The 24,431-nt window shown below is 50.9% G+C and carries 23 protein-coding genes and 4 pseudogenes; 15 read left to right on the forward strand and 12 right to left on the reverse strand.

Annotated elements, in window-relative coordinates; all coding sequences use genetic code 11:
- Nucleotides 1–226 precede the first annotated feature (226 nt).
- Entirely contained in the window at nt 227–448 is a 222-nt protein-coding gene (locus QJT81_13125) for a hypothetical protein (GenBank protein ID WGZ92783.1), read from the forward strand.
- Between the two features lie 575 nt (nt 449–1,023).
- Here the strand turns inward: QJT81_13125 and QJT81_13130 are convergent.
- Nucleotides 1,024–2,493, reverse strand: a pseudogene (locus QJT81_13130) (helicase-related protein).
- Nucleotides 2,494–2,815: 322 nt separating this feature from the next.
- Here QJT81_13130 and QJT81_13135 point away from each other — a divergent pair.
- Nucleotides 2,816–3,313 (forward strand): hypothetical protein, encoded by a 498-nt coding sequence (locus tag QJT81_13135; protein WGZ92784.1) that lies wholly within the window; start codon nt 2,816–2,818, stop codon nt 3,311–3,313.
- A 4-nt stretch (nt 3,314–3,317) separates the two neighbouring features.
- On the opposite strand, the pseudogene QJT81_13140 reads toward QJT81_13135, so the two are convergent.
- From QJT81_13140 to QJT81_13155, 4 genes and pseudogenes are all read right to left on the reverse strand, one after another.
- Nucleotides 3,318–4,856 (reverse strand): annotated as a pseudogene (locus QJT81_13140) (IS66 family transposase).
- Nucleotides 4,857–4,933: 77 nt separating this feature from the next.
- The gene (gene tnpB / locus QJT81_13145; protein ID WGZ92785.1) at nt 4,934–5,308 is read right to left on the reverse strand and encodes an IS66 family insertion sequence element accessory protein TnpB; all 375 of its coding nucleotides are present in this window, start codon (nt 5,306–5,308) and stop codon (nt 4,934–4,936) included.
- Nucleotides 5,308–5,598 carry an IS66 family insertion sequence element accessory protein TnpB gene (locus QJT81_13150; protein ID WGZ92786.1) on the reverse strand — a complete coding sequence of 97 codons (291 nt, stop codon included), beginning with the start codon at nt 5,596–5,598 and terminating at the stop codon, nt 5,308–5,310. The genes tnpB (QJT81_13145) and QJT81_13150 overlap by 1 nt, the downstream gene beginning before the upstream one ends.
- Nucleotides 5,599–5,807: 209 nt before the next feature.
- Nucleotides 5,808–7,132 (reverse strand): annotated as a pseudogene (locus tag QJT81_13155) (UPF0236 family protein).
- Between the two features lie 172 nt (nt 7,133–7,304).
- Here QJT81_13155 and QJT81_13160 point away from each other — a divergent pair.
- From QJT81_13160 to QJT81_13170, 3 genes are read left to right on the forward strand one after another with little or no spacing between them, the layout of a single operon-like run.
- Nucleotides 7,305–7,595, forward strand: coding sequence for an IS66 family insertion sequence element accessory protein TnpB (locus tag QJT81_13160; GenBank protein ID WGZ92787.1), 291 nt, complete (start codon nt 7,305–7,307; stop codon nt 7,593–7,595).
- The gene (tnpB, locus tag QJT81_13165) at nt 7,595–7,969 is read left to right on the forward strand and encodes an IS66 family insertion sequence element accessory protein TnpB (protein WGZ92788.1); all 375 of its coding nucleotides are present in this window, start codon (nt 7,595–7,597) and stop codon (nt 7,967–7,969) included. Before QJT81_13160 ends, tnpB (QJT81_13165) begins: the two co-directional genes overlap by 1 nt.
- Nucleotides 7,966–9,606, forward strand: a complete 1,641-nt coding sequence (locus QJT81_13170; GenBank protein WGZ92789.1) for an IS66 family transposase — start codon at nt 7,966–7,968, stop codon at nt 9,604–9,606. Before tnpB (QJT81_13165) ends, QJT81_13170 begins: the two co-directional genes overlap by 4 nt.
- A gap of 8 nt (nt 9,607–9,614) precedes the next feature.
- On the opposite strand, the pseudogene QJT81_13175 reads toward QJT81_13170, so the two are convergent.
- The 3 genes and pseudogenes from QJT81_13175 to QJT81_13185 all read right to left on the reverse strand — a co-directional run bounded on the left by QJT81_13175 (nt 9,615) and on the right by QJT81_13185 (nt 10,962).
- A pseudogene (locus QJT81_13175) lies at nt 9,615–10,334 on the reverse strand (hypothetical protein).
- Between the two features lie 2 nt (nt 10,335–10,336).
- Nucleotides 10,337–10,714 (reverse strand): type II toxin-antitoxin system VapC family toxin, encoded by a 378-nt coding sequence (locus QJT81_13180; protein ID WGZ92790.1) that lies wholly within the window; start codon nt 10,712–10,714, stop codon nt 10,337–10,339.
- A complete protein-coding gene (locus tag QJT81_13185; protein WGZ92791.1) occupies nt 10,711–10,962 on the reverse strand; it encodes a DUF2281 domain-containing protein in 252 nt (83 codons plus the stop codon). Before QJT81_13185 ends, QJT81_13180 begins: the two co-directional genes overlap by 4 nt.
- 154 nt (nt 10,963–11,116) lie before the next feature.
- Here QJT81_13185 and QJT81_13190 point away from each other — a divergent pair, with 154 nt between their 5' ends.
- From QJT81_13190 to QJT81_13220, 7 genes are all read left to right on the forward strand, one after another.
- Complete coding sequence (locus tag QJT81_13190; GenBank protein ID WGZ92792.1) at nt 11,117–11,791, forward strand: hypothetical protein; 675 nt, start codon at nt 11,117–11,119, stop codon at nt 11,789–11,791.
- Complete coding sequence (locus QJT81_13195; GenBank protein ID WGZ92793.1) at nt 11,788–13,197, forward strand: IS66 family transposase; 1,410 nt, start codon at nt 11,788–11,790, stop codon at nt 13,195–13,197. Before QJT81_13190 ends, QJT81_13195 begins: the two co-directional genes overlap by 4 nt.
- 44 nt (nt 13,198–13,241) lie before the next feature.
- Nucleotides 13,242–14,207, forward strand: a complete 966-nt coding sequence (locus QJT81_13200; GenBank protein WGZ92794.1) for a calcium/sodium antiporter — start codon at nt 13,242–13,244, stop codon at nt 14,205–14,207.
- Nucleotides 14,208–14,289: 82 nt separating this feature from the next.
- On the forward strand, nt 14,290–15,081 hold the full coding sequence (locus QJT81_13205; GenBank protein WGZ92795.1) for an SDR family NAD(P)-dependent oxidoreductase: 792 nt from the start codon (nt 14,290–14,292) through the stop codon (nt 15,079–15,081).
- On the forward strand, nt 15,081–15,809 hold the full coding sequence (gene cmoA / locus QJT81_13210) for a carboxy-S-adenosyl-L-methionine synthase CmoA (GenBank protein WGZ92796.1): 729 nt from the start codon (nt 15,081–15,083) through the stop codon (nt 15,807–15,809). The genes QJT81_13205 and cmoA overlap by 1 nt, the downstream gene beginning before the upstream one ends.
- Complete coding sequence (gene cmoB / locus QJT81_13215) at nt 15,806–16,783, forward strand: tRNA 5-methoxyuridine(34)/uridine 5-oxyacetic acid(34) synthase CmoB (protein WGZ92797.1); 978 nt, start codon at nt 15,806–15,808, stop codon at nt 16,781–16,783. The genes cmoA and cmoB overlap by 4 nt, the downstream gene beginning before the upstream one ends.
- Nucleotides 16,784–16,835: 52 nt before the next feature.
- A complete protein-coding gene (locus QJT81_13220) occupies nt 16,836–17,537 on the forward strand; it encodes a 2OG-Fe dioxygenase family protein (GenBank protein ID WGZ92798.1) in 702 nt (233 codons plus the stop codon).
- Here QJT81_13220 and QJT81_13225 read toward each other — a convergent pair.
- Genes QJT81_13225 through QJT81_13235 form a run of 3 tightly spaced genes read right to left on the reverse strand, consistent with a single transcriptional unit; the run spans nt 17,534 to nt 20,136 of the window.
- Complete coding sequence (locus tag QJT81_13225; protein ID WGZ92799.1) at nt 17,534–18,109, reverse strand: hypothetical protein; 576 nt, start codon at nt 18,107–18,109, stop codon at nt 17,534–17,536. The genes QJT81_13220 and QJT81_13225 overlap by 4 nt on opposite strands.
- Nucleotides 18,110–18,112: 3 nt before the next feature.
- On the reverse strand, nt 18,113–18,823 hold the full coding sequence (ubiG, locus tag QJT81_13230; GenBank protein ID WGZ92800.1) for a bifunctional 2-polyprenyl-6-hydroxyphenol methylase/3-demethylubiquinol 3-O-methyltransferase UbiG: 711 nt from the start codon (nt 18,821–18,823) through the stop codon (nt 18,113–18,115).
- Nucleotides 18,820–20,136 (reverse strand): TRZ/ATZ family hydrolase, encoded by a 1,317-nt coding sequence (locus QJT81_13235; GenBank protein ID WGZ96488.1) that lies wholly within the window; start codon nt 20,134–20,136, stop codon nt 18,820–18,822. The genes ubiG and QJT81_13235 overlap by 4 nt, the downstream gene beginning before the upstream one ends.
- 44 nt (nt 20,137–20,180) lie before the next feature.
- Here QJT81_13235 and mtnA point away from each other — a divergent pair, with 44 nt between their 5' ends.
- A complete protein-coding gene (gene mtnA / locus QJT81_13240; protein ID WGZ92801.1) occupies nt 20,181–21,236 on the forward strand; it encodes an S-methyl-5-thioribose-1-phosphate isomerase in 1,056 nt (351 codons plus the stop codon).
- A 16-nt stretch (nt 21,237–21,252) separates the two neighbouring features.
- Here mtnA and QJT81_13245 read toward each other — a convergent pair whose 3' ends face one another.
- Complete coding sequence (locus QJT81_13245) at nt 21,253–22,509, reverse strand: hypothetical protein (GenBank protein WGZ92802.1); 1,257 nt, start codon at nt 22,507–22,509, stop codon at nt 21,253–21,255.
- A gap of 61 nt (nt 22,510–22,570) precedes the next feature.
- Between QJT81_13245 and xerD the strand changes: the two genes are divergently transcribed.
- Nucleotides 22,571–23,509: a site-specific tyrosine recombinase XerD gene (gene xerD, locus QJT81_13250; protein ID WGZ92803.1), complete on the forward strand. Its 939-nt coding sequence runs from the start codon at nt 22,571–22,573 to the stop codon at nt 23,507–23,509.
- A gap of 122 nt (nt 23,510–23,631) precedes the next feature.
- Nucleotides 23,632–24,372 carry a DsbC family protein gene (locus QJT81_13255; protein WGZ92804.1) on the forward strand — a complete coding sequence of 247 codons (741 nt, stop codon included), beginning with the start codon at nt 23,632–23,634 and terminating at the stop codon, nt 24,370–24,372.
- The last annotated feature ends 59 nt before the right edge of the window (nt 24,373–24,431 follow it).

Genomic DNA, 24,431 nt, shown 5'->3' on the forward strand with positions numbered 1-24,431 from the left:
GATTTGTCGGGATTATTTCAGTGCTTTATTTTTGGCTATAAATTGGGTTAAGCTGTCAGTCATGTTGCGTAAGTTGTACAAGGGGCGATCACTGGCGCAAGCGTAAGGGCTTTGCCGAAATCCGCTTGCCGGATGGCTCATTGCATCAGGCTGAAATCCATTGGTACGAAGCCAGCGGAATTGGCAAGAAAGAATTCAAAATCAAATACTTCATCGAGTAATTGTTATGTCTGGACACACATTCGCCATTTGCATCAAGAACGAAGATTACGAAGCGTCACTGGAACTGCGCAAGTTGTACGAAGTGCTGCCTGACCCGAAGAGTGAGCAGTTGGGGATGGTTCGGGTGGTGGATGAGTCGGGCGAGGATTATTTGTACCCGCAAGCGTTTTTTGTGCGGATTAGCTTGCCTGAAATGGTGGAAGAACAGGTTCTGCTGGCGGCGTGATTGTGAAAACAATCAGGCAAGATTCGCGACAAGCCAAAGAAGAACCGATTGGATATTTTTACTGAGTGAGGAAAACGATGGGATATTGTAAATATTGTAAGCGGGATCTAGCTCCAACTGCGAGAACGTGTCCGAATTGTGGAAATGCCGATTTCGCAATTGAGGAGCGTAAATGGTATGCCTACTATGTTCCAAAGTGCGAAGCATGTGGTGGTAGTGGATTGATTACTAGACACAGCACTCAAAGACGGGGACAAGATGGGTATGTTTCGCGTACTGATACTTTTGAATGTTCTTTCTGTTCTGGTGACCGTATACATGCTCGACACGGCTATATAAAAGTATGTCAAGAGATTTCTATACAGGATACTAAGAGTGGATCGGTAACTTATAGGGAAGGAGACTGCTTTTTCATCCGAAGTGGAACGATAGGGATACCAGGCACAAAGATGTATCTCACTGATGCTACCGCTAATTCTTTAAAAGCACAGAGATTTTTCTGATTTTTAGTCACAACTCTACCAAGCCCAATAGCTGCCTGTTGGTGGGATTGCCGTTTTACCTAATGGGTTAGGTCAGGCGGCAATCTCCCCCATCAACTTAATAACCCACTCCTCCCGCTCCTCCACGGTCGGGAGTTCAATCTCAAACCGCAACTTATCCTGCCCATCCAGCTTAAACACCCACGGGCGTTTCTGGATCAGCGTAATCACCTTCATCGGGTCAATATTCGGTTTGTCGTCGAAGATAATCCGCCCGCCCTTGACGTGCATATCCAGCTTGCGGATGCCCAGTTCCTGTGCCAGCAGTTTGACCCGCGTGACGCTGAACAGCGTCTTGGTCGGCTCTGGCAGCAGCCCGAAGCGGTCGATCATTTCCACCCGCAATTCGTCGAGTGCCGCCTGCGATTCCGCGCTGGCAATGCGTTTGTAGAGGATCAGTCGCGCATGGACATCCGGCAAATAATCGTCCGGGATCAGCGCAGGCGCACCCAATTCCACCGTGGTGCGGCGGCTGGTGGCGCTCAATTCCGGCACTTTGCCCGACTTCAACGCCTTCACCGCCCGTTCCAGCAGGTCGTTGTAGAGGTTGAAACCGATTTCCTGAATCTGCCCGCTTTGCCCTTCGCCGAGCAATTCGCCCGCGCCGCGAATCTCCAAATCGTGCGTCGCCAGCGTGAAACCGACCCCCAGTTCTTCCAGCGATTCAATCGCTTCCAGCCGCTTGACCGCATCCGGCGTGAGCGCGGATTTCGGCGGCGCAATCAAATAAGCATAAGCGCGGTGGTGCGAACGCCCGACCCGCCCACGCAACTGGTGCAACTGCGCCAGCCCCAGCTTGTCGGCGCGGTTGATCAAAATCGTGTTGGCGGTCGGCACGTCGATGCCGCTTTCAATGATGGTGGTCGCAATCAGAATCTGGAAACGCTGGTGGTAAAAATCGCTCATGATGCTTTCCAGATCGTTCGCCCGCATCTGCCCGTGGGCATGGCGCACCGTCACACCGGGCAACATTGCGCTCAGTTCCTGCTCCACCTTGTCGATGGTTTTGACCTCATTGTGCAGCACGTACACCTGCCCGCCGCGTGACAATTCCCGCGCACACGCCTCCTGAATGATGGTCTTGTTCCACTCGCACACAAAGGTTTTGATCGCGTGGCGTTGCGTCGGCGGGGTAGCAATGATCGACAAATCGCGCAAGCCCGACAGCGACATATTCAGCGTGCGCGGAATCGGCGTCGCGGTCATGGTCAACATATCGACATTGGCACGCAGCTTTTTCATCTGCTCCTTGTCACGCACCCCGAAGCGGTGTTCTTCGTCGATAATCACCAGCCCCAGTTGCTTGAAATGCACATCGTCCTGCAACAGCTTGTGCGTACCGATCACAATGTCGATCTTGCCGGAGGCGAGTGCCTCCAGTGCCTTGCTGGTTTCCTTGCCGGTCTTGAAGCGCGACAGCGATTCGATATTGAACGGCCAATCGGCAAAACGGTCACGGAAATTGTTCAAATGCTGCTGTGCCAGTAAGGTCGTCGGCGCAATCGCCATTAGCTTCATATTTCCACATAAAAGTCAATGTGGAAATTTCCACCTATTATATTTCTGGAAAAACCTATAAGTTTTGCAACAAGGGGTTGAAAAAAATACAATTAAAGAATATAATTTGTTTATTAAATATTAATTATTTTTAATTGAAAATAGTTCAATTTTGCGGTGAATGTATTATTTATATTGGTGGGAAAACTGTCTGATTGAGGGTAACACTAATACAAAGTAGTGATGTTAAGCATCATAGAGATGGTTGTTGCTTTTGTGTGGATTTTTAAAATGTGTTTTGTATTTAATAAGGAAAAGGAATGTTATTATGATTAATAAAGTGTATCTTAGTGTTTTGGTTGGGTTATCATTGGCTATTCCAAACATTACAATTGCCAATCCACCTAGCAAAAAAGTACATTCACCAGAACAAATTGAGAAATTCAAAAAATACATAGATGACCTCTATGATAAAAAAGATATAGTTGACACGTTCCAAAACTCTGCGGGGCAGATTATTGATTGTGTCAAAATCGAAGGTCAGCCATCTCTCAAAGGGAAAGGATTAAAAAATAAAGATATTCCTCGGCAACCAACAATTGTCCCTCTTGATTTGAATCCTTCTGTTAACTCAAGTGATCCGATGTTCAGTGATATACCCTCAGATGATAGAGGCTGTCCTGTAGATAGTGTTCCGATTGTACGTCTAAGTTTAGATGTATTGACTAATTTCGATGATATAGCTTCATTTCATAGGAAATATCCAAAAGGTAAAAAAGATATATTATCTGGAGATGTATCTGCGCCTGCAACAGCGGCGGCGTAAACGGTCATTCTAGCCCGTCGTTGATATCCGCAAACAAATCCGAGCGCAATGGCTTATCCGCAAACCGTTGTTTCCAACATCTTGGCGTAAGGTCTTGCACCTGAGAAGCGGGATGCTCACTAACGCGCAACAGAACATCCATCAGATAGACATACGGGTTAATGTCATGCAGGCGGCAGGTGGTGATCAGGCTTTGGATGATGCCCACGTGTTCCGCGCCGAGTTCTGTCCAGCAGAACAACCAGTTTTTCCTGCCCATGGGGATGGGCCGCAGGGCGCGTTCGATGTGGTTGGTATCCATTGGCACGTCGGGATCTTCCAGAAACACGCGCAGTTCGTGTTCGCGGCGGATGACATAACCAAGGGCTTTGGTCAGCGGGTTGGAGGGGATTAAATCGGTACGTTGTAATTGGGTTTGGCACCATTCAAAGAACTGGTCGACCAACGGCTTGCTGTGGGTGAGGCGGTAGGTACGTTTGGCTTCCCCGTCGAGTTTTTTCTCGTTAATCTGGGCTTCGTGCTGATAGAGTGCCGCGATAGTGTCAAGGGCTTGGCGTACTGCTTGTGGTTCAGCGGTTTCGGCGGCAATGAAGGTGCGACGGCTGTGTACCCAGCATTGGGCATGGGTAATCTTGTCATTGGCGTTGACGTAACTGGCATAAGCACGGTAACCGTCGCTGAGCAGTGTGCCGCTGAACTGTTGGCGAAGAGTCTTTTCAATGTGTTGCCGCCCACGGCTGGCGGAGAAGGTGAAGACGATTTCGTCCTGATCCCCGTACAGCGGCCAGAAGTAGCCTTGCTTCATCTTGCCGTTGCCTGCGGGGCTGGCTTTGATGGGGGTTTCGTCCATCGCCAGCAGCTTGCTTTGCAGTACACTGGCGAGTTGCGCTTCGGCAATGGGTTTGAGCAGGTCGATGGCACGTTTCACCGCATTGGTCAGCGTCGTGCGGCTGAGGGTGATCCCCGCTTGGGTCAGGCGTTGGTGCTGGCGGTACAACGGCAGGTGGTACTGGAACTTGTCCACCAACATCCCCACCAAAAAGCTGACATCGGTGACACTACGTTCCAGCACGTTGGCGGGTGCAGGGCTGGGAAGTGGTGGGTTGCTGAGCGAAGCCGAAGCACTGCCCTTACGTTTGATGACCGGGCGCTCGTATTGCAGGATGAGGTAGCTGGCAGGGCGTTGCGCCACCCGATGGGTCACCTGGGTGCCGATCACCTCATACTGGTCAGCCTCTTCCCCCTGAAGTTCCGGCGGGGTGAGGTGAATCACCTTGACCGGGACATCGGCGGTAAAGCGTAACCCGCTGTCATTCACGCAGTCATCCGGGCGCAGCTTGGGGGCTTTACCGCGTTGGTAGGTGACGGTAATGCTTTCACCCTCGGGTGCGGCAACCGGGGCGGCGGCGGGGGCAAACAACGGCAACTGCGCCACCGGTATCTCAACCGGACGCTTTTCCGATTTGCTGCCAAAGACATGTTGCCTGAACCACGCCAATTGGCGTTTCAATTCAGCTATATCCTGTTTCAGGGCAGCATTTTCCTCACGCAACGCCAGCATTTCCGCCACAATCGGCGGCATGGGAACGCTGGTGTCAGACGGGGTGGATGGCTTTAAAATCATGGGCTTATTGTACCAGAATGTGGCTGCACAGGATACTGGTAACGCTTGAATTGTCTGGATTTTTGCACCTCAATGCCCGCCAAAATCAACTGCAAATCCGTCCGGGTCAGTTCGCGCTGCCCGCTGGTTGTCGGCTGCACCCGGTATTGGCCCTGCTCCAGGCGTTGGCTCCATAAGCAATAGCCGCTGGGTTCAAAATAGAGGATCTTCATCTGGGTTTTACGTAGGTTCACAAACACGAAATAATGCCCACTCAGGGGATTTTGCCCTAACTGGTTTTTCACCAAAGCGGTCAGCCCCGTAAAGCTTTTGCGCATGTCGGTGGCTTGGGTGCATAGCCAGATGCGGGCGGTGGCTGCGGGGGCAAACATCAGCGTTGGCTCAGGCGTAGTTCAACACCATTCCCCAAACTCAGCACAATGTGCCAGCCTTGCCCCAGCGCGGCATGACCCGCCGATAATGCTCCCAAGTCGATGAAGGTATTGGCGGGAACGGCTGGTTCCTCCACGCCATCTGCGGAGCGTAGACGCTGCCGCCATTGGCAAAAACTGGCGTAACCGATACTGTGCTGTTCACAAAATGCCGGGGCGGATAAGCCGCTGGCTTGCCATTGGCTAATGAGGGTTTGCCATTCGCTGGCGCGGCGGTGAGGGCGTTTCATTGAGGTTTCCTTCGGTTGTTCAGGTTGGAAACCAGTTTAGGACGTGGAAATCGCGAGGGCTAGACGTGCTGAAATGGTCGCTTACGCGGCGGCTGCATATGAAGCACATTATTATGGTCATGCGAGCAGGTCTGTTGCCAATATGGGAGCGGAAAGTTACATTAATATATGGAATCCTGCGGTGGGTGTGAACAAAAGTGCGGTAAACCTCATGCCGCCTCAGCGGTGTTTCGCCAATAATGCTTCCATTGCTGGTTTCCCCGCATGACCCTCAACGCCAACATATCCGCCGCATTATCACTTTTCCACCATGCCCCCGATTTTTTTAAGCGTTGCTGGATGATGTAACGGTGTGCACTTTCTATTTCGCCCGACCCCACGGGCAATCCGAGGGATTTTGCTGTCGGGTAATCCAGTTGCTCAATGCGGTTGCTCAGGTAACGGTGACAAGCTCGTACTGGGGCGTTACTGTCTTCTACCGTTTCTGCTTCGAGGAAAGGTTTCAGTGTGTCGATGACCGCTTGAGCTTGACCATCCTGTAGGGCTTTTTTCTGTTTGGCAAACCATTTATCCTTGTCCTTGAGGCATGAACAGCTTGCGGATGCTGCTGATAGGTATTCACAAACATGATAAAAATCAATCAGGTAATGTCCTTGTGTGCCAAATTGTTCATCCACTTGACGGTTGATCCAGCTTGCCCCATCACCCACCGCATGGAGGAACGTGCTTTTTCCAAATCCAGCACGGCAGGCGGTGTCGAATAAGATTTTTCCAGCATCTTCTACCGTGCCACCGAATATTGCGCCAAACGTTGGCGTAGCACTGCCTTTGGCGTGGGCAAGACACAGGCGGGCTTCTTTCCAGCTTTCCTTTTTGCCTTTGCGCTTGTCGGGGGCTGTTTCGTCAATCTCGACGATGGGGATCATGCTGCCGTCCATTTCGGCAATGACATAGGCTTTTCCCAACGTGCTTGGATAGTCTTTTATCAACACTTGGGATTCATGGATGCGTTTGGCGTGACCTTCGGTGATGTGTCGGATGCTGGTGGATGCCAGCCGTATCCCGTAATGTTCTTCTAATTTATCAGGCACTTGAGCAAATGAACAGTCCGCCCCAAAGTCCGTCACCGCCCGTTGCAGCGGGAGCGAACAGCCTCGGCAAACAACCTCGGCACTCTGGCTAAAGGGGCGGACACGCTTGCCGGGAATCCGGTAGACCGGTTCGCTTATGTGGATTTTTCCGTAGGTCGTGTGCCAATGACAGTTTTTTTTCCACTCTTTACATACTTCCCAATGCCTTCTTCACAGGCTGGGGCTGTGCATTTTTCTACACGTTTGTTTGCCCATGCAGTGATCGCATCATTTCCCATTTGGCGCAGTTCTTCTATCACCCGCTGTTCGGCGTCTGCTGCTTTGATAATGTCATCACCGGCATTTTCAACCACCTCGATTAGCCCTTCCATCCGAGCTTTTAATGCGGGGTTGCGGTTCAAGGCTTCTAAAAGTTTTTGGTCGCGGGAGCTAACTGTCAACATGGGAAAGTCCTTTTTCTCTGGTTTTAGGGGATGCCATCTTAGTCTACAGGACACCGCACTTTTGTTCACACCCTCCTGCGGTTGAAAGTAAGCGACCATTTCAGCACGTCTAGCCCTCGCGATTTCCACGTCCTAAACTGGTTTCCAACCTGAACAACCGAAGGAAACCTCAATGAAACGCCCTCACCGCCGTGCCAGCGAATGGCAAACCCTCATTAGCCAATGGCAAGCCAGCGGCTTATCCGCCCCGGCATTTTGTGAACAGCACAGTATCGGTTACGCCAGTTTTTGCCAATGGCGGCAGCGTCTACGCTCCGCAGATGGCGTGGAGGAACCAGCCGTTCCCGCCAATACCTTCATCGACTTGGGAGCATTATCGGCGGGTCATGCCGCGCTGGGGCAAGGCTGGCACATTGTGCTGAGTTTGGGGAATGGTGTTGAACTACGCCTGAGCCAACGCTGATGTTTGCCCCCGCCGCCACCGCCCGCATCTGGCTATGCACCCAAGCCACCGACATGCGCAAAAGCTTTACGGGGCTGACCGCTTTGGTGAAAAACCAGTTAGGGCAAAATCCCCTGAGTGGGCATTATTTCGTGTTTGTGAACCTGCGTAAAACCCAGATGAAGATCCTCTATTTTGAACCCAGCGGCTATTGCTTATGGAGCCAACGCTTGGAGCAGGGGCAATACCGGGTGCAGCCGACAACTAGCGGGCAGCGCGAACTGACCCGGACGGATTTGCAGTTGATTTTAGCAGGCATTGAGGTGCAAAAATCCAGACAATTCAAGCGTTACCAGTATCCTGTGCAGCCACATTCTGGTATAATAAGCCCATGATTTTAAAGCCATCCACCCCGTCTGACACCAGCGTTCCCATGCCGCCGATTGTGGCGGAAATGCTGGCGTTGCGTGAGGAAAATGCGGGGTTACGTGCAGACAATGCCGTCCTGCAACAGGCAGTTTCTGAATTAAAACGCCAACTGGTGTGGTTCAGGCAACAGGTCTTTGGCAGCAAATCGGAAAAGCGTCCGGTTGAGATACCGGTGGCGCAGTTGCCGTTGTTTGCCCCCGCAGTCGCCCCAGTTGCCGCACCCGAGGGTGAAAGCATTACCGTCACCTACCAACGCGGTAAAGCCCCCAAGCTGCGCCCGGATGACTGCGTGAATGACAGCGGGTTACGCTTTACCGCCGATGTCCCGGTCAAGGTGATTCACCTCACCCCGCCGGAACTTCAGGGGGAAGAGGCTGACCAGTATGAGGTGATCGGCACCCAGGTGACCCATCGGGTGGCGCAACGCCCTGCCAGCTACCTCATCCTGCAATACGAGCGCCCGGTCATCAAACGTAAGGGCAGTGCTTCGGCTTCGCTCAGCAACCCACCACTTCCCAGCCCTGCACCCGCCAACGTGCTGGAACGTAGTGTCACCGATGTCAGCTTTTTGGTGGGGATGTTGGTGGACAAGTTCCAGTACCACCTGCCGTTGTACCGCCAGCACCAACGCCTGACCCAAGCGGGGATCACCCTCAGCCGCACGACGCTGACCAATGCGGTGAAACGTGCCATCGACCTGCTCAAACCCATTGCCGAAGCGCAACTCGCCAGTGTACTGCAAAGCAAGCTGCTGGCGATGGACGAAACCCCCATCAAAGCCAGCCCCGCAGGCAACGGCAAGATGAAGCAAGGCTACTTCTGGCCGCTGTACGGGGATCAGGACGAAATCGTCTTCACCTTCTCCGCCAGCCGTGGGCGGCAACACATTGAAAAGACTCTTCGCCAACAGTTCAGCGGCACACTGCTCAGCGACGGTTACCGTGCTTATGCCAGTTACGTCAACGCCAATGACAAGATTACCCATGCCCAATGCTGGGTACACAGCCGTCGCACCTTCATTGCCGCCGAAACCGCTGAACCACAAGCAGTACGCCAAGCCCTTGACACTATCGCGGCACTCTATCAGCACGAAGCCCAGATTAACGAGAAAAAACTCGACGGGGAAGCCAAACGTACCTACCGCCTCACCCACAGCAAGCCGTTGGTCGACCAGTTCTTTGAATGGTGCCAAACCCAATTACAACGTACCGATTTAGTCCCCTCCAACCCGCTGACCAAAGCCCTTGGTTATGTCATCCGCCGCGAACACGAACTGCGCGTGTTTCTGGAAGATCCCGACGTGCCAATGGATACCAACCACATCGAACGCGCCCTGCGGCCCATCCCCATGGGCAGGAAAAACTGGTTGTTCTGCTGGACAGAACTCGGCGCGGAACACGTGGGCATCATCCAAAGCCTGATCACCACCTGCCGCCTGCATGACATTAACCCGTATGTCTATCTGATGGATGTTCTGTTGCGCGTTAGTGAGCATCCCGCTTCTCAGGTGCAAGACCTTACGCCAAGATGTTGGAAACAACGGTTTGCGGATAAGCCATTGCGCTCGGATTTGTTTGCGGATGTCAACGACGGGCTAGAATGACCGTTTACTTTGTAGAGGATCAGCCGCGCATGGACATCCGGCAAATAATCGTCCGGGATCAGTGCAGGCGCACCCAATTCCACCGTAGTGCGGCGGCTGGTCGCGCTCAGTTCCGGCACTTTGCCCGATTTCAACGCCTTCACCGCGCGTTCCAGCAGGTCGTTGTAGAGGTTGAAACCGATTTCCTGAATCTGCCCGCTTTGCCCTTCGCCGAGCAATTCGCCCGCGCCGCGAATCTCCAGATCGTGCGTCGCCAGCGTGAAACCGACCCCCAGTTCTTCCAGCGATTCAATCGCTTCCAGCCGCTTGACCGCATCCGGCGTGAGCGCGGATTTCGGCGGCGCAATCAAATAGGCATAAGCGCGGTGGTGCGAACGCCCGACCCGCCCGCGCAACTGGTGCAACTGCGCCAGCCCCAGCTTGTCGGCACGGTTGATCAAAATCGTGTTGGCGGTCGGCACGTCGATGCCGCTTTCAATTCAGCACGTACACCTGCCCGCCGCGTGACAATTCCCGCGCACCAAATCGCGCAAGCCCGACAGCGACATATTCAGCGTGCGCGGAATCGGCGTGGCGGTTATGGTCAGCATATCGACGTTGGCACGCAGCTTTTTCATCTGCTCCTTGTCGCGCACTCCGAAGCGGTGTTCCTCGTCGATAATCACCAGCCCCAGTTGCTTGAAATGCACATCGTCCTGCAACAGCTTGTGCGTGCCGATCACGATGTCGATTACATTTTGTCTAAATTGATGCCTAAAAATCGAAAATCTTTCAGATTGAACGTGAACAGCGTCAAGTTGTGGCGTTGGGCTGTAGCGGCAATGAGTGCATCGGCAAGGTGCAGGGTGTGCGATAAGCCATATTCTCTAACCCAGTGGCGGGCTGTTGTGGATATGGTTTCGTCAATATCGAGAATAGCGATGCCCAAGATATCCAGCAGTTTTTGGTGTTGCTGGAGTTCACGCTTGTTGCGTACACCGTAGGCGATTTCCATATCCGTGACGGCAGAAATACACATTTTCCCTTTGTTCCCGTTGAGAAAAGCAGACACAGCAGGATTTGCGCCTCGGTAATGTTCGATCAGGATGCAGGTATCAATCAGGATCATAGGGTGTAACGTGGTTTTCTGGCGTCGCGCAGGTATTCCTCAGTGCTGGGCATATCCTGACGGTTTGCCCACATACCGAAACCGGGCAGGGGTTCTTCTTCTTTGCTGGGTGTTTCCTGAGTGGTAGCAGCAAGTTTTTTCAGTTTGGCTTGCAGGTATTCGAGAAAATCCAGCACTTCCCGCGCTTGTTCTTCTGGCAGGGTCTTGGCGCGTTCGTAGATGATGTCGGCGGTGGTTATGGTGTTCATGGTTGCCTCCGTTGGTGTCTTCTTGCGATTGTAGCGAAATGAGGGGCAAACAGCACTATGATCGACGGGTGGTAATAGTCAACCGCTGTAAGGCTTATTATACTTGCGTTTAATTTCCTATACCCAAATAACTAACTACAATAAGGAAAACACCATGAACTCCGTCTTTCAGAGAGTCAAACAGGCTGCGTCGGCTATACAGACCGCCAAGACTATCGCTGCGGTAGTCAGCCAATCTCCGGTCATCCCGATACCGCAACAAGCCCTGAATCTCGTGCTTCCCTACCTGTATAAAGATATTCCTGAAGTGCAATCCATGCAGTTGAGCATCCATGACGGGTACTTTTGTGCAGAGATCCGCGTCAAAAAGTGGCTGGAAGTGGAAACTACCCTGCGGTTCGAGATCGTGAGTGCAAAGCTGACGGCAGACGAGCAATACATCCAACTACGCCAAATGGAAAAAACCAGCCTTTACAGCGATAGTTTCATTGGCAAAATCGCGTTGGCTATTGTTGAGGCGATATTTTTCTCATTAGTCAAAACTGATCCTGTGCATTATGCGGCGAACAAACAGGATGGCATTGCGGTGCAAGATGGGATCTATGACATCAATCTGGGGCAGTTGGGGTTGAAAGATTGGTTGGCACAACATCCGAAAACTGAAACCTTCTTGAAGTTTGGTGGTATTGGTGAAATTCGCTGTGTTGAAGGTGCGTTTCAGGCTGTGCCAGTGTTGGATTTGAGTGTGCCGAGCCAGTATTTGACCAAGTTTACAAGTCAATTCGTAACTACTCAGTCTCCTAAAAAATCAGCTACACTATCGGTATGAACCAGCTACCCCGCCCAACACGAGAAAGTCTCCAGCAGTTAAGCCACGCCGAATTGGTGGAGTTAGTGTTGACGCTGTTTGACCGTATTGATCAGTTGACCGCCCGCGTGAATGAGCTGGAAGCACAGCTCAACAAAAACAGTAAAAATTCACACAAGCCCCCGTCATCGGATGGACTGAAACGCCAACCCGCACAGCCGCGTCAGCTTGGACAACGCCCAAAAGGTGGCCAGCCAGGTCATAAAGGGCATAGCCTCGTGATGCACCCATCACCCGATCACGTGGAATATTACGGTGTTGCCGGGCATTGCGACTGTGGTTTGCCGCTAACCGAAGCCCTGATTGAGACAGGTGAATGTCGGCAACAGTGGGACATTCCCGAACCCCAAATCGTGGTCACGGAACACCGCCAACTGATTTGCACGTGTGGTTGTGGCAAGGTTCATAAAGGCGAATTCCCGGCAACACTCGCCCCTTACATCAGTTACGGCGCACGTTTAAAGGCCTATACGGTGGGTTTGGTACAAGGTCATTTCATTTCGCTGTCACGGGCAAGCGAGATTGTATTCGACCAATACGGTGTTAAGCCTTCCGATGGCAGTGTGCAGCACTGGATCGGTCAGGCGAGTGAAAACCTGACGGCCACTTATACAGCTATTCAGAACACCATTAGTAGCAGCGACGTGGCTCACTTTGATGAAAGCGGAATGCGGGCGCAAGGCAAAACCCAATGGTTGCATGTAGCCGCAACACCCGAAGCCGTTTACTACACTGCCCATGCACGGCGCGGATACGAGGCCATGACAGCGGCGGGAATCCTGCCGGTATTCCAAGGCGTTGCGGTTCATGACCATTGGAAACCGTATTTCCGCTTTGATCAGGTGGTACACAGCCTTTGTGGGGCGCATCTGCTGCGGGAGTTGAACTACTTTGATGAAACCCTCAAACATCAATGGCCTGCACAACTCAAACAGGTCTTGATTGATGCTAAGACCGCAGTGGCTGAAGCAAAAGACGCGCAACAAACGGCATTGTCGCTGGAGCAAATGACTGAACTCAAGCAACGTTATGACCAATGGGTGAATCACGGACTGTTGATTTTCCCTGAACAACCTAAAATCAACCCTAAACAAGGCAAAGCCAAACAAGACCCCGCCAGAAACTTGTTATGCCGTCTACGTGACTTCAAGGATTCGGTGTTGCAGTTCATTCAGCGGTTTGATGTACCGTTTGACAACAATCTGGCTGAACGAGCCGTTCGACCCGTCAAAGTTAAACTCAAGGTGGCGGGTGGATTCCGCGCAATGGGCGGTGCGGAGGCTTTTTGTGTTATCCGTTCCGTGTGGGAAACCGACAAGATTCAGGGGCGAAATCCGTTTGAGTCTCTCAGAGCGGTTTTTGGATAGACTGAGTAGTTACGTTTTTTCATGAAAGGATTATACTCATGCTGATGCCATTGCTTGCAGTGTTAGCTGGTTTTGCGTTACTCATGTGGAGTGCCGATAAGTTTGTTGATGGTGCTGCGGCCACAGCCAAACATTTGGGGGTTTCTACCTTGTTGATTGGTATGGTGGTTGTAGGTTTTGGAACCTCTGCCCCAGAAATGGTGGTTTCTGCTTTTGCTGCTTTGGATGGTAAACCAGCTCTTGCGCTGGGGAATGCTTATGGCTCTAATATTATCAATATCACGCTGATTTTGGGGTTTTCAGCAGTATTTGCCATCATTGCGGTGCATTCTAGTATTGTGCGTAAAGAAATGCCGATTTTACTGGCTGTGACCTTATTGGCAGGTTGGCAGTTGTGGGATGGGGAGGTCAGTCGCGCTGATGCCATTGTATTATTACTATTGCTTTTTACCATTATGGGGGGGATGGTGTATTCAGCCAAGCGCAGCAAGCAAGATGCCCTAAGCGCGGAAATGGCAGAAGAACTGATTGAGCATCCGTTAACGTTGAAAGCTGCCGTGATGTGGTTGGTGGTTGGCTTATTATTGTTAATGGCAAGCTCGAAAATGTTGGTATGGGGCGCAGTAAGTATCGCTCAAGGATTGGGTATTAGCGAGTTGATTATTGGTTTGACTATTGTGGCGTTCGGTACGTCGCTACCGGAATTGGCAGCGTCTATTGCAGCAGCCCGTAAGGGTGAGGCAGATTTGGCACTGGGTAATGTTGTCGGCTCTAACTTGTTCAATACACTGGCAGTGGTGGGGATTGCGGGGTTAATTGCACCCATTCAGGTGGCTCCAGAAGTACTGAGTCGTGATTGGGGGGTGATGTTAGCCGTGACGTTTGGCTTATTCATTATGGCTTATGGTTTCAGGAAGCCGGGGCATCTAACACATTGGGAAGGTATTCTATTACTCAGTATGTACGTGGGGTATACCGGTTGGTTGGTGTACGCGGTGTTGTCGCCTTAAAACTTGACCTGTGCCCTACACCCCCGCTTCGATAAGCGTTAAACTCGCTTTCTTTTGAGGTTGACCCCAAGCGGAGACAGGAATGCAGCAAGATTTATTGGCTTATGTGCCATCTGAGAGTGCTTTGCAAGAGCGCGTGATTTTGGTCACGGGTGCTGCCGCAGGCATGGGCAAAGCGATTGCTAAAGCTTGTGCACAATATGGCGCAACGGTCGTCATGCTCGACAAAGAAGTGCGTCGCGCGGAGGAAACCTACGACGAAATCGTCAACGCAGGCTACCCCGAACCGGCGCTGTATCCGCTGGATATGCAAGGTGCTACCGCCAAAGATTACTACGATCTTGCTGAAAACATCCGTGAACAATTAGGGCGTTTGGATGGGGTGATGCTGAATGCGGCATGGCTGGGGGCATTTACGCCGATCAGCCACTACGACACAGAACTGTGGTCGAAAATGATCATGGTGAATTTGCACGCTAATTTTCTGCTGACGCACGCTTGTTTGCCGTTACTCAATGCAGCGGCTGACCCGGCGATTGTGTTTGCGGGGCATACGTCGAATAAAGCGTTTTACGGCGCATTTGGGGTGGCAAAAGCCGGAATGACTGCGTTTTGCGATATTTTAGCGGCGGAATATGATGACCCTGCGCATTTTATCCGAGTGAATACGGTGGATACGGGGCCTGCACGTACCAGTATGCGTACCCTGAATTTCCCCGGTGAAAATCCCCAGAGTGTGGCGCGTCCTGAAGCGTTGGTTGCGCCTTACCTGTACTTTCTTGGCGCTGATGCGGGCAAACGCACCGGTGAGCATGTGGTGTTTGCGCGTCAGCCGGGTGAGGCACGTTGGGCGGGGGAGGCAGTGGCAGCGTAATGCAACGTGATTCCATCTACGCACTCCCGCAAGGACAAGTGATTGATTTTGCTTTCAATGAAGCGGTCGCGGATGTTTTTCCTGATATGATTCGCCGTTCTGTACCGGGGTACGAGACGATCATTGGCTTGTTGGGGGTAATTGCTCGTCGTTACGCTCAACCCAATAGTCAGGTTTACGATCTCGGTTGTTCATTGGGTGCGGCAACTTTGTCGATGGCATCGCAAGTGCGGGCAGATGGGGTGCGCTTTGTATGCGTGGATAATTCGGTGGCGATGACACGGCGCTGTGAGCAAATCTTACAACGGCATTTGCCAATGGGGCAGTTTCAGGTGGAATGTGCGGATATTCAGGCAATTTCTTTGGAAAAGGCGTCGGTGGTGGTGCTGAATTTTACGCTGCAATTCCTTAAGCCTGCCGAGCGTTTGCTGATGTTGTGTAAAATTTATGAGGGTTTATTGCCGGGCGGTATTTTGATTTTGTCGGAGAAGCTTCAGTTTGCGGATGCGTCAGAACAGGCGTTATTGACGGATATTCACTTGGAATTCAAGCGTGCCAATGGGTATAGCGAGCTAGAAATTAGCCAGAAACGTTCCGCGTTGGAAAATGTGCTGATTCCCGATACGTTTGAGCAGCAAGTGGAGCGCTTGCAAGCAGCGGGATTTTCCCAAACCGTCAAGTGGTTCCAAGGTTTTAATTTTGCTTCCTTATTAGCGGTGAAAGTGTGAACGGGTTGGATTCACTCTACGCTTTCTTGCAAACATCGCGTCTCGCGCCTTGGCTGAATACGTTGCCTGAGCAACTGGATAGTGCGCTGCACCATTCGCACGGTAAGTGGGAGGAGTGGCAGGCAGCGTTGGCAAATGCGCCGTTATTGCCGACTCAGCATATTGATTTCAATAGCCGTGCCGTGACGTTGGGGTCAGCCGCTGAAGTTGATGCACCGATTCAGGCGCAATTGCATACCGTGTTACAAGCCTTGATTCCTTGGCGCAAAGGGCCTTATGAGCTGTTTGGCATTAAAGTGGATACCGAGTGGCGGTCGGATTGGAAATGGGAGCGGGTATTGCCGCATCTGAGTCCTTTACCCGGTCGGCTGGTGTTGGATGTGGGGTGCGGCAGCGGTTATCACCTCTGGCGTATGCGAGGTGCTGGGGCAGAAGCGGTGATTGGCATTGACCCCACTTTATTGTTCCTGACCCAGTTCCAATTCATGCAACGTTATGCCGGTGAGCATCCTGTGTGGATGTTGCCGTTGAAAAGTGAAGATTTGCCGGATTTGCAGCAAAAAGGTTTCGACACGGTGTTTTCGATGGGTGTGTTGTACCACCGCCGTGATCCGTTGGGGCATTTGCAGGAATTACGCCGTGCCTTGCGTGCAGGCGGTGAGTTGGTCTTAGAAACCTTGGTGGTGGACGGTGATGAACACACGGCGCTAATGCCACATGACCGTTATGCCAAAATGCGCAATGTTTGGTTTATTCCTTCTGTACCAATGTTGTGTTTGTGGTTGAAACGGCTGGGATTCACCCATATTCGTGTGGTAGATGTTACCCCAACCAGTACACAAGAGCAGCGTTGTACCGCGTGGAGTAAAGGCGAATCATTAGTGGACTTCCTTGATTCCACAGACATTACGCGGACAGTAGAGGGGTATCCCGCTCCGATAAGGGCTACGCTTATCGCTAATACACCCGCGTGATCTGGTCAAGGCAATATCACTAAATTACAATATGATTAAGCATTGAAATAAAGTGAGCCAAGTGGATACGCTATTGCAAAAACTAGGGTTTATGTTCGCGATGGGCAAAACCAATCGCCTGCAACAACAACTAGCTCGTCGTATGGGGCAGGCATACCAGCGCTTTCGCCACAGTTGGGGCGGTTTGTTGCTGGATCCGTATTTGCGGGATGGGGGAAATTACCGTTATCGGCGCTATTCGGTATTTCACTGGAAAAATAACGCTTTAGAGGTCTTACCTCATGAGCCGCATTATCAAAGCAGTCACTACAACCGTGTGCATGGCGGTTTTAATCGCCACTTCCGCGCATGGTTACCCACTACTTTGAAAAACCCGGCGTTAAAAGAAATTGTGCGTTGGGCAACACAGCAATTTTCGCGTAGTCCAGCAGAATTGTGGCGTATCCAGGCACATCAATTCCGTATTATTGCCCGCCCTGAGCAACAGGGTAAGCCGACACCTGAAGGCATCCATAAGGACGGTGCAGAGTATATTCTGATCATGATGATGGATCGGCACAATGTAAATGGCGGTGTGAGTCGTATTTACGACAATGCCATGCAGCCTTTAGCGGAAGGAACCTTGGCACAAGCAGGGGATTTGGTATTGGTGAATGATCATGCCGTTTACCACGGGGTAACGGAGATTAGCCCCGCAGACCCAACACAACCCGCATGGCGAGATGTGTTGGTGTTGACGTTCCACAAGGCTTAGCCGGGGCCTTCAAAGTATTTCCAGGGGTATTGGAGATCGTTCTTGATGGTACTCCAATACAAGTCGCCAGAATTGCGCCATGGGTCAAGCAAAATACCGGTTTCAAACGGCTTGCCTTTGGCGGTGACAATCAGGGTACTGTGTTCGCGCCATGGGTTGCCTTTGTAGGCGACTCCCCAATACAGGTCGAAAGTCTTTAGGTTTTTGGTACGCATCCGCGCTCGCATGGCTCGCGCCCAATCCACGCACAAACCTGCTTTGCGCTGTTTGGAGTTACGCAAGGTATTATGGAACACCGGTGGCCATGTTAACCCCCAATCATTCGCTAAATACATGGGGTATACAAAAGCATCATGGGCAACCGATTGTGCTTCTCGCGGGTCGACAATAGTAGGGTCAAGCGCAATCAGTGCTTGGTTTAATTCGTCGATACGCTGCTTCATCTTGGGTGTCAGGTTTTGCAGGCGTGGATTACCGTCAGAGGTAAGCGTTACATTATCGTACTGGACGGCACAGCCACTGACGGCGAACATGATTAGCAATAAGCTAATCAGTCGTTTACTATCAAACATTAATCACATTTCCTTCTTAAAATACATGAGATAATTAACATTTACGTCTTTTCCTAAACGATAACTTTGGAATAGCGGATTGTATGTCATCCCCGTGATATTCCGCAGTTCTAAGCCGACAGAACGCGCCCAGCGTTCGAGTTCAGAGGGCTTGATGAATTTGGCGTATTCGTGTGTGCCCTTGGGCAGCATCTTCATCACGTATTCTGCGCCTAAAATCGCAAACGCAAACGCTTTGGGGTTGCGGTTGATGGTGGAGAAGAATACATCGCCACCGGGTTTGACCAGTGTGGCACACGCGGCAATCACTGAGGCAGGGTCGGGAACGTGTTCTAGCATTTCCATGCAAGTGACGACATCAAATGACGCTGGTGCGGTTGCTGCCATGTTTTCGGCGCTAATTTGCCGGTAAGTGACTTCCACTTGCGATTCTAGCGCGTGGAGTTCAGCAACTTCGAGCGGGGTTGCGCCCATGTCAATGCCGGTCACGTTTGCCCCGCGTTGCGCCATGCTTTCCGCCAGAATGCCGCCACCACAGCCAATGTCGATGACGGTTTTGCCGCTGATGTGCGCGTGGTCGTCGATGTAGTTCAGACGTAAGGGGTTGATGTCGTGGAGCGGTTTGAATTCGCTGTCTCGATCCCACCAACGCCAAGCGAGGTCTTCAAATTTGCGGATTTCATTGGGGTCGACATTGGGTGTGGTATGGGTCATGAGGTTTCTCCAATTTTTTGTTGCCAGCAATGCGCTTTGGCAATCAGGGTGGCGCTGTCCAGCGTAGTCAGTTGGCGATTGATCATCAGTGCTTTGCCTGCTACCCAGGTGTGTGTGACTTGTTCGCGGCTGGTGCAATATACCAAGTGTGAAACAGGGTCGTATAGGGGGCTGGATTCGAGTGTGCCAAGGTCAACGGCAATCATGTCGGCGGATTTGCCAACCTCCAGCGAGCCAATCTTTGAATCCAAGCCTAGGGCTTTTGCACCATTGATGGTTGCCATGCGTAAGGCTTGGGTGGCGGGTATGGCACTGGCATCTTGGGCGACAGCTTTGGCAATCAGGGCAGCGGTGCGCATTTCACCGAGCATGTCCAAGTCGTTGTTACTGGCATTGCCGTCAGTGCCAAGTGCGACATTGACACCTGCTGCGGTGAGTTTTGCGACCGGGCAAAAGCCACTGGCAAGTTTTAGGTTGGATTCTGGGCAGTGAATGACGTGTACGCCTTTGGTCGCGAGTAAGGCAATGTCTTCATCATTTAATTGCGTCATGTGGACAGCGAGGAAATGTTTGTCAAGTAGGCCTAGTTGCTCCAAGCGCGTGAGGGGGCGTAACCCCGTTTGTGCTTGTGCTTGCTGGACTTCAAATGCCGTTTCGTGCACATGCATGTGAATAGGCACATCGAGTTCGCAAGCGAGATGCCGCACTTTATGCAATGGCTCATCGGAGACGGTATATGGGGCATGTGGGGCAAAAGCGGTGGTTAGCAACGGTTTTTCTTGCAACTGGTCATGCAAGGCTAAGCCTTTTTGCAGGTATTCCTCAACACCGCTGCCCCAACGCGTGGGAAAGTCGATGATGATCATGCCAATGCAGGCACGGATTCCGCTTTCATCTGCCGCTTGTGCCGCAGCTTCGGGGAAGAAATACATGTCGTTGAAACAGGTTGTACCGGAACGGATCATTTCCGCTATGGCAAGTTGAGCACCGTTGTAGACAAATTCAGCATCTGCCCAACGGGCTTCCGCAGGCCAAATGTGATGTTGTAACCAGTCCATCAGGGGTAAGTCATCCGCCAGACCTTTGAGTAATGACATAGCGACATGGGTGTGTGCGTTCACCAGCCCCGGCAGTAACGCTTGTTGTGGTAATGCGACAGTTTGTCGGGGCATATAGCATTTTTCTGCCTCAGAAGTGGGCATAATGCCCACAATCCTGCTATCATCCACTGCTATAGTGTGGTGTCGCAAAACCTGATTACCTGAATCAACAGTGATAATCCATTCAGGTGTAATGAGTAAATCAATTTCCATTGTCATTGGGTGTTGTAAGATTGCCACGGTAAAGCAACCTATTTATGCCGAAAATCATCATGAGTCAACACGATTCGATCCGTGCCGTAGAGTGGAAAGACAATCATCTGGTGTTACTTGACCAGCGCAAACTGCCGCATAACGAGCAGTATGTGCAGCTATACAGTGCCGAAGATACCGCTGAGGCCATTCGGAATATGGTGGTACGTGGTGCGCCAGCGATTGGGATTGCCGCTGCTTATGCGGCTGCGATGGCTGCTAGAAAATGTTACAAACAGTATCCGCAAGATTGGCGTAAGCGTTTAAGTGCGGAAATCGACATTCTGCAAAACTCCCGCCCAACGGCTGTCAATCTCATGTGGGCGTTAAAGCGCATGTGTGATTTAGCCGATACTGTGGAAGGCGACCCGGAAGAACCATTGCTGGCGCTGGCACAACAAATTCATCAAGATGACATTAATGCTAATTACCGCATGGGTGAATTGGGTAGTGCATTGATTCAGCCTTCTCATGCTGTATTGACCCATTGCAATACAGGTTCATTGGCAACCGGCGGCTATGGTACAGCATTAGGCGTTATTCGCAGTGCTTATAGCAATGGGCAAATTGAACATGTGTATGCTGATGAAACCCGCCCTTGGTGGCAAGGCTCGCGTCTGACAGCCTGGGAATTGGTGAAGGATAAAATTCCTGCACATTTACTCTGCGATGGTGCAGCGGCACACTTGATGAAACAGGGTAAAGTGTCGTGGGTCATCGTTGGCTCTGACCGTATCGCGGCGAACGGTGATGTTGCTAATAAAATTGGTACGTACAGCCTTGCGGTGAATGCGCGTTACCACGGTGTAAAATTCATGGTAGTTGCCCCGACCAGCACCATTGATTTGGCAACCCTGAGTGGTGATGCTATTCCTATTGAAGAGCGCTCTCAGGAAGAAGTCTTGAACGTTGCAAATCAGCGCATTGCTGCTTACCACACGCAGGCTTGGAATCCTGCTTTTGATGTAACGCCTGCTGCGCTGGTTGATGCACTGGTTACGGAAAAAGGGGTTATTTTGAACCCCGATGCTGCAAAAATTGCTGCATTGATGGCTGCTTAAATCCATTCATACATCCCTAAGCCGTTTTAGCCAAACCATACATACGTTGGTGTAAACAGCGGTTTAGGTGTTGTATATCGGTATCTAGCCGGTAACGTTCTTGCCATTCGGTCTGACGGAAAGGGCGTTCGCTGACAGGTAATGCTGCACACTCATAGCTTTTACCAGTCACTGTTTTAATGCTCATCACACTTACCGCTTGCTGAAAATAACGTTGATAAAGGTGTTCGGGTAAACGTTGTTTTAATAGCGGCTCTTCGGGCAAGTGCTGTTCGGTGAGTTCGAGGTGTGATAGTTGTGCATAAGGGTAAAACTCTTGTTGTTCATACAGGAATTGCTTAGCAACCCGGTCAAAATACCCTCGCCCCATGAGTAAGCCTCGCTGGGTTAAGATCCACAGATGCAGGTATTGCACACGGTACACACTGTATCCCTTGCGCTTATAGGGATCATCCTGCATCGCAACAAGGGGAATATGCTGATCGTCTAGCAAGGTGTGCCTGATTTCTGTATGTTGTTGCGCAGCCAAGGGTAGTTGTAGATAGCCCCAGCTTTCCATTATAAAACCTTCCCAGCGTTGTTGGCGTAACGTTTGTGACAAATTGCTGCATTCTGCTGGCGGCAGTACATACAGCAAGGTGTTGTGAAACAGTTTTGCTACAGCTTGCTGATATTCCGTGTTGAGTTGTGTCAGCATGGCAGGTGGCGGTAAGCTTTCAAGCTGGTGGGCGATACTTTCCTTTTGTATATCCAACGCCTGCATTTTATCGAGATGTTTACCTAACAGTTGTTGAGTGGCGCGAATCTTACGCTCCGATGCATACCAGTATCCTGCCAGTGCTAGGATAGGCACACTCGGCAATAGAAAATGACCGCGCATTACTAACAAAATAATAACGATAAATGTCGCCATAAACAGAATCAGGCGTGGTGAATTCAAATGAAATAAGCTTTGTTTTAAAACTTCTAATTGTTCATCTAATTGTTTTTGATAGTTTATTTGCGGTAGTTTCCATGGGTCTGGCTCATAAAAAACACGCCAGCGTTCGCAATAGGCTTCTTCTGAGTTTGTTTTGAGTAACTCTTTGGCGTCGTGATTACCGCACGCATGGTTAGAGAAAATCGGGTAAGTTAGCACTTCATGATCGAACTGCTGATAGTCCAGTTTAGTGTTTTCCTGTGTTTTGGCATCTTGTTGTTGCTTGCATTGTTCCCGAAATTCTCGCAGCATGTATTGGCTCATCGCCATGCTCTGGTATTCATTATCAGTCATTATTTTAGCCCTTTGGATATTCGTAGAGTTTGTTCACATTTCACTCTCTTGTCATAAGACCATGAAACCTGAAAAAAAATCCCTACCCGCTATCATGCGTATAAATTGCCTGAATCAAGCATTAATTGATCGTTTTTTGGACGCTTTTTGGTCAGAACGCGGGGTGAGCCGAAATACACTGACCAGCTATGAACGTGACTTACGTTTGTTATGCCATTGGCTAGATGAACGCAGTGTGGCGTTAGATCAGGCAGAACGTGGTAACTTATTGGAATATTTAGCCATTCGGGTACGTGATGGTGCAAAAGCAGCGACGACCGCCCGCTTATTGTCCAGCTTGCGGCGTTTTTACCGTTGGCAAGTACGCGAAAACTTGCGTAAAGATGATCCCACCGCGCAGATCGAAGCGCCCAAACAAGGTCGGCATTTACCGCATACGTTGTCAGAAGAAGAAGTCGATGCCTTGTTACAAGCACCTGATATTGGTAATCCGCGTGGTTTGCGTGATCGGGCGATGCTGGAATTGTTGTATGCCACCGGCTTGCGGGTGTCTGAATTGGTGGGAATTCGTTTAAATGAATTATCCCTGCAAAATGGTGTTATTCGCATTACCGGCAAAGGCAATAAGGAACGTCTTGTGCCGATGGGGGAAGAAGCGCATGACTGGATACAAACGTATTTGCGGAATGCGCGGGGCTTGTTGATGCAAGGTAAGGATATTGCCGAACAAGTGTTTGTCACTACCCGTGGCAGTGGCATGACCCGGCAGATGTTTTGGGTGCTGATTCAGCGCTATGCGTTAGAGGCAGGGATTGTTAGGAATATTTCCCCGCATACCTTACGTCACGCTTTTGCCACGCATTTGTTGAACCATGGGGCGGATTTACGGGTCGTACAAATGCTGTTGGGGCATAGTGACCTTTCAACCACGCAAATTTATACTCATGTGGCACAGGCACGATTGCAGGATTTGCACCGTCAACATCACCCGCGTGGTTAAGGGACTGTAATGTGGGGAAACGTATACACGCTATAGTCAGCCATGATAAGGTATCATCCACTATCTGATTAAAGAATAAGCATTTTTTTACTGTAAGATTTTCATTCAGGAATAAAGAAACCATGTACAAGAAAATGATTCTGGGCGCACTGATCGGTATTGCGCTCGCAACGACTGGGGCAATGGCTGACGATGTGCCTGCGGATCTGGGCGAAAAGCTGAAGCCGATGTTTGGCGGTCAAGCACCGGACTCGCTGAAAACTACCCCACTTGCCAATCTGTTTGAAGCCAAATTTGGCGGCGAAATCATCTACGTGAGTGGTGATGCGCGTTATGTGTTTGCGGGTGAGTTGATTGACGCGCAAACCAAGTCCAGCCTGACTGAAGCGTCGCGTTCTGCCGACCGTGTGGCGGTTGTCAAAACGATTGATGCAGGCAAAAGCATTGAATTCAAAGCCAAGGGTGAAGAAAAGCATGTGTTGTATGCATTCACTGACGTGGATTGCCCATTCTGCGTGAAGTTACACAAAGAAGTACCCGCATTGAATGAAAAGGGTGTTACGGTGCGTTACTTAGCGTATCCGCGTGCGGGTGTCGGCTCACCTGCCTACAAAAAGATGGCGAATATCTGGTGTGCCGATGATAAGCAAGCCGCGATGAACCAAGTGAAAAATGACGGCAAAGAAGTAGCAGCGAAAGAATGCACCAATCCAGTGGCTGAGCAGTTTGAACTGGGGCAAAAACTGGGTGTAAATGGTACGCCAGCATTACTGACCATGGACGGTATGATGATTCCGGGCTACCGTCCGGCTGATCAATTAGCCAAAATGTTGGATGACGCGAAAGCAGCGGCGGCAAAATAAATATTCTGGAAGGGCGTATGCAATACGCCCCTACCCAAATTCCCTGTAGGGGCGTATTG

This window comes from Candidatus Thiothrix putei (assembly GCA_029972225.1).
Lineage (GTDB): Bacteria > Pseudomonadota > Gammaproteobacteria > Thiotrichales > Thiotrichaceae > Thiothrix > Thiothrix putei.